The sequence below is a fragment of the Bacillus mycoides genome (assembly GCF_001757995.1).
GTDB classification, from domain to species: Bacteria; Bacillota; Bacilli; order Bacillales; family Bacillaceae_G; genus Bacillus_A; species Bacillus_A mycoides_B.
The window spans coordinates 1-4,075 of sequence record NZ_LXLV01000082.1 but is presented as its reverse complement, the minus strand read 5'-3'; the positions used below and the strand labels follow the sequence as shown (position 1 = coordinate 4,075).

The window sequence follows — 4,075 nt, the reverse complement described above, 5'->3', positions numbered from 1 at the left end:
ATGATTAAATATGATATACATCTATTTTATATTTTTTATATTAAAAAGTATAATAATTTTATGCAAAGAGTTAATGTTTTTTAATTCACTTGCTTAAGGTATTGGAATGAGTTTTACGTATAAAATTGTTTATTACTTATATAATGCTAATTCCAATTCTATCCGATTACGAATTAATTCTAAACATTCTTCAGGAGTTTTAGCAAAAATCCGTTTACCGTTTACCATTGCATATGGCTTGCGTGCACACATTCCACAAAAAGAGAGACAATCATTTTGAATAACTGCCACTTCTGGGTACTCTTTTTCAATTATTGTTTCTACATCAAGATGATTAATGAAATTACTAACACATATTTCTACTACTACAATACCTATTTTTTGAACCTCCTCCATAAATATAAATCTTGCTTATTTTTATTCCAATCAATGTGATAAATGGATAGTAGAACAGTTTAAAAGCTACTTATTATTGTAAAAATCTTCAGGGATTTTTCCGATATTCCTTTGATGATATAACAATGGCTCTTTATTTTCATTTTGAATATCCACTACTTCACCAATTAAAATCGTATGATCACCTGCTTCAATTGTCTTTGCTGTTTTACATTGCAAAACTCCCACAGCTCCTGAAATAATTGGCAGATTGTGTTCTGATAGAGTCCATTCACAATTTTCAAATCGGTCAATTCCTTTACTTGCAAATAAATTACAGATATCAACCTGATCACTAGATAATACATGTACCGCAAATTTATCAGTTTTAATAAAAGACTTATAAGATGATACCCGTTTATCAATAGACCATAAGATAAGTATAGGATCTATTGATACTGATGCAAATGAGTTAACTGTAAGTCCTAGAGGAATTTTATGCTCATCGACTGTTGTTACGACTGTTACACCAGTAGGATAATTTCCCATGACTTTTTTAAAAAGAGAGACCTTCGTGCTGTTTTCCATATTCCAAACACACCTTTCTAAAAATATAAAAAAACTAATTCTCACCAACAATTTTAACTTCTGTTTCCATTTGAATATTGAATTTTCTTTTCACAGTGTCCTAAATATACTAGACAGACCAAATGAAATGAGATTAAACACTAAAGTATTTTTTAGCCTTTTCAAAGAAAATTTGATCTTCGTCTAGCAATTCATCCTCATAATAAATTGCCTCAACTGGACAAGCTGTCTCACAAGCTCCACAATCAATACATAAAGCCGGATTAATAAAGTATTGGTCACTACCTAATTCAATACAATTTACCGGACAAACATCAACACAATCTGCTGCTTTTTCCGAAATACAAGGTGATGTAATAACAAATGCCATTTTGATTCACTCCTATTTATCTAAATTATTCATTAAAAACAAAATTATCTTCATAAAATGATTACAACCAGTTTGCAAAATTAGGGGAATTCAAACGGTAAGTTGGCTTTTCAATTCTTCAATAGATTGATTCCAAAAACCTTCATCATGATTTATTAAAAAATGTCTTAACAGATTTTTCGATTTTTCATCCATATGTGATAAAACAAACTTACCTTTTATCGCTTTATCCAAGTTATTAACATGCTCTGGCATAGACTTATATCCAAGTTTAATGCGTCGTTCTTCTCTGGATACTAATACCTCACATGCAGCACAACCTGAGTAATATGGACCAGCTTTTGTAGAGTTGAGACTTACCCAAACAATCCAATATAGCTTCGGTTCATCTCCAGCATGAGTCTTATCTGGGCGAAACCTTACCTTTTTTTCCACAACACTTCGTCCATGTAAAGCTTCCATATCTACAAAGATTTTGTTTTCCTCTGGATCAATAATAAGTGGTGTAACGTTATTTAAATCTATTGTACCAACACCATATCCACCATCCCCATCAGTAGAATCACTGCTTAGAATATTGAAGACTGCTTTTGGTTTTTCATTTCGTTCCTTCAAATGGGTTGCCTTCCTTTCTCGAAACATTTCTAGAATAAAATACAAAGAACTAATTATACTTTTTATACCTTAAAGTATAATTAGTTCTTTTAAAGGATACAACAAAAGTTAACTAACTGCAATTTCTTTCTAATATGATTAATACAGAATTATTCAATACCAAAAAAGTTTTAGAATTTTATACTATATAGTATAATTAGTTAATTAAATATGAAATACTGGTAGTGTACAACGTATAAACTCTGCTTTTTTATTCTTGATACAGTTTTGCACTTAATTGAAAGTGAGGTGCTAGTGTTATGGATGTTACAAGAAAATCTACTAAAGATAGGATACTTGATTTTTTGAAAAAAGAAGTTTCATTAACAGTCAATGACTTAACTGATCGATTAGATATTACACATATGGCTGTAAGGAAACACCTTACTATATTGGAGAAAGATGGTTTGATTAAAAGTAATGAAATCAAGCAGTCCATGGGAAGACCCTTACAAATCTATTCTTTAACAGAAAAAGGTGAAAGACTATTCCCTAAAAATTACGAGGGAATCAGTGTTGAATTCCTTCACGATATTAAAGATTTGCATGGAGAGGAATCTATCCATTATTTATTTAAGAAACGAGAGCAAAGATTAACAAAGGAATATTCATCAAGAACCGCTCACAAATCTACACATGAAAAGATGAATGAACTTGTTAAAATTCAAAACGAAAAAGGTTATATGGCAAATCTATCTCAAATAGACGAAAACACATATGAATTAGTTGAGTATAACTGTCCGATTCTAGCAGTGGCGAATGACTTCAAAACAGCTTGCAGCTGCGAAACACAAATGTTTAAAAATGTACTAGAAACAAACAAGGTCAATAGAATTTGTTGCCAAACTGAAGGGAATGCCTTTTGTAAGTTTTTAGTTAAATTTTAATACAGGTAGGTAGATGAACAACACCCGCTAGAAATGAAATAACCATGGCTTTTTGTTATGAGGAAAATGAAAAAGTATGAATATTGGAATATATCTATTAAAGATTCTCTAGTTTATATTCGAGTGTATAACTCAACTACAAATTCATCTTTTTTTCTCCACTCTTTTTTCTGTAAATAAGTCACTTTCTCAAGCACCGATTTGAGAAAGTGATTTTTCTTTTCTATATCATTTGTTGCATAATAAGCCTCTAAAACATTTTTAATTCTGGGAACAAATTCATGTATATGCTTTTCTCTTTCGAGTATCTTTTCGATTCCATGCTTAAGCTCTTTAATTTCCTCCTGTGTAGTCTTTAATCTTAATACAATAGATTTTTGTCTTTCTAGGGGTACCGCTAGCATTTTGGAAAAAAACCACGCTAAGAGTATGCAAGATTTTATACAACTTTTCGGCTAATCCAGTAACAAACAAGAACCCTAAAAACGTGCCAGGATAGGAATGTATAAAAAAATGCATAGGTCGATAGAACAAAGAAAAGAGGTTCCCTTGTAAGGTTAAGATTCCTCCTTGTCCTTGCTACTGATAATGGGACGTTATGTTAACCTCACATGTATAGAATATACAACCAAAATCATACAACATATCACCTCTCTCAAATGGTAAAATAGGGAAAAAGGATGTAATAAATAATGCCTTTAGAAACCACTATTTATTACATAAGAGTTGACGAAAAAAGAGATGAAAGGGAAAAGAAAAAAAGTAAAGGGGGGGGCATAAGTGAAATATATTAATGGATTGTACATATCACTTATATTGATGATGTTTATTAATTTATCTAATATTACAATATTCGATAATAAATACTCAGGGATAGCAATGTATATCTCTTCCGTTATATTCATAATTGGGAGCGCATTTTTCGGAAGTGCAAAACGGCTTAAAATTAGTGAGAAAAAATAAAACAAAAAGCAACTTCCAATAACGATAATTATGTAAATGAGCTGTCCATATGGATGGCATATTTTATTTTTTGCTTAACGTGGTTTTTTTCCGAAATGCTGGCGGGTACCCCATCGCTATCAAGCTAAGGTTATGAAGTACCATCACGACTTTCACCGAAATCACAAGAAGTCATATAAGGGATAGCACTACCCATAAAGCAAAAAATACGTTATCCTTTCTGTAGAATCATAGGAAA

At 31.2% G+C, this 4,075-nt stretch carries 7 protein-coding genes; 2 read left to right on the top strand and 5 right to left on the bottom strand.

Annotated features, from left to right (window positions below; all coding sequences use genetic code 11):
• Positions 1-132 precede the first annotated feature (132 nt).
• The 4 genes from BWGOE10_RS27695 to BWGOE10_RS27680 form a co-directional block, all read right to left on the bottom strand.
• Positions 133-378, bottom strand: a complete 246-nt coding sequence (locus BWGOE10_RS27695) for a DUF1450 domain-containing protein (RefSeq protein WP_070143907.1) — start codon at positions 376-378, stop codon at positions 133-135.
• 84 nt (positions 379-462) lie between these two features.
• Entirely contained in the window at positions 463-963 is a 501-nt protein-coding gene (locus tag BWGOE10_RS27690) for a flavin reductase family protein (protein WP_070143903.1), read from the bottom strand.
• A gap of 133 nt (positions 964-1,096) precedes the next feature.
• Positions 1,097-1,333: an indolepyruvate ferredoxin oxidoreductase subunit alpha gene (locus tag BWGOE10_RS27685; protein ID WP_070143904.1), complete on the bottom strand. Its 237-nt coding sequence runs from the start codon at positions 1,331-1,333 to the stop codon at positions 1,097-1,099.
• A 90-nt stretch (positions 1,334-1,423) separates the two neighbouring features.
• Entirely contained in the window at positions 1,424-1,975 is a 552-nt protein-coding gene (locus BWGOE10_RS27680) for a YwhD family protein (RefSeq protein ID WP_070143908.1), read from the bottom strand.
• A 272-nt stretch (positions 1,976-2,247) separates the two neighbouring features.
• Between BWGOE10_RS27680 and BWGOE10_RS27675 the strand changes: the two genes are divergently transcribed.
• Positions 2,248-2,874: a helix-turn-helix transcriptional regulator gene (locus BWGOE10_RS27675; RefSeq protein WP_070143905.1), complete on the top strand. Its 627-nt coding sequence runs from the start codon at positions 2,248-2,250 to the stop codon at positions 2,872-2,874.
• A gap of 113 nt (positions 2,875-2,987) precedes the next feature.
• On the opposite strand, the gene BWGOE10_RS27670 is transcribed toward BWGOE10_RS27675, so the two are convergent.
• Positions 2,988-3,278, bottom strand: coding sequence for a hypothetical protein (locus tag BWGOE10_RS27670; RefSeq protein ID WP_070143906.1), 291 nt, complete (start codon positions 3,276-3,278; stop codon positions 2,988-2,990).
• 376 nt (positions 3,279-3,654) lie between these two features.
• Here BWGOE10_RS27670 and BWGOE10_RS27665 point away from each other — a divergent pair, with 376 nt between their 5' ends.
• Positions 3,655-3,837, top strand: coding sequence for a hypothetical protein (locus BWGOE10_RS27665; RefSeq protein ID WP_002203138.1), 183 nt, complete (start codon positions 3,655-3,657; stop codon positions 3,835-3,837).
• Positions 3,838-4,075 lie beyond the last annotated feature (238 nt).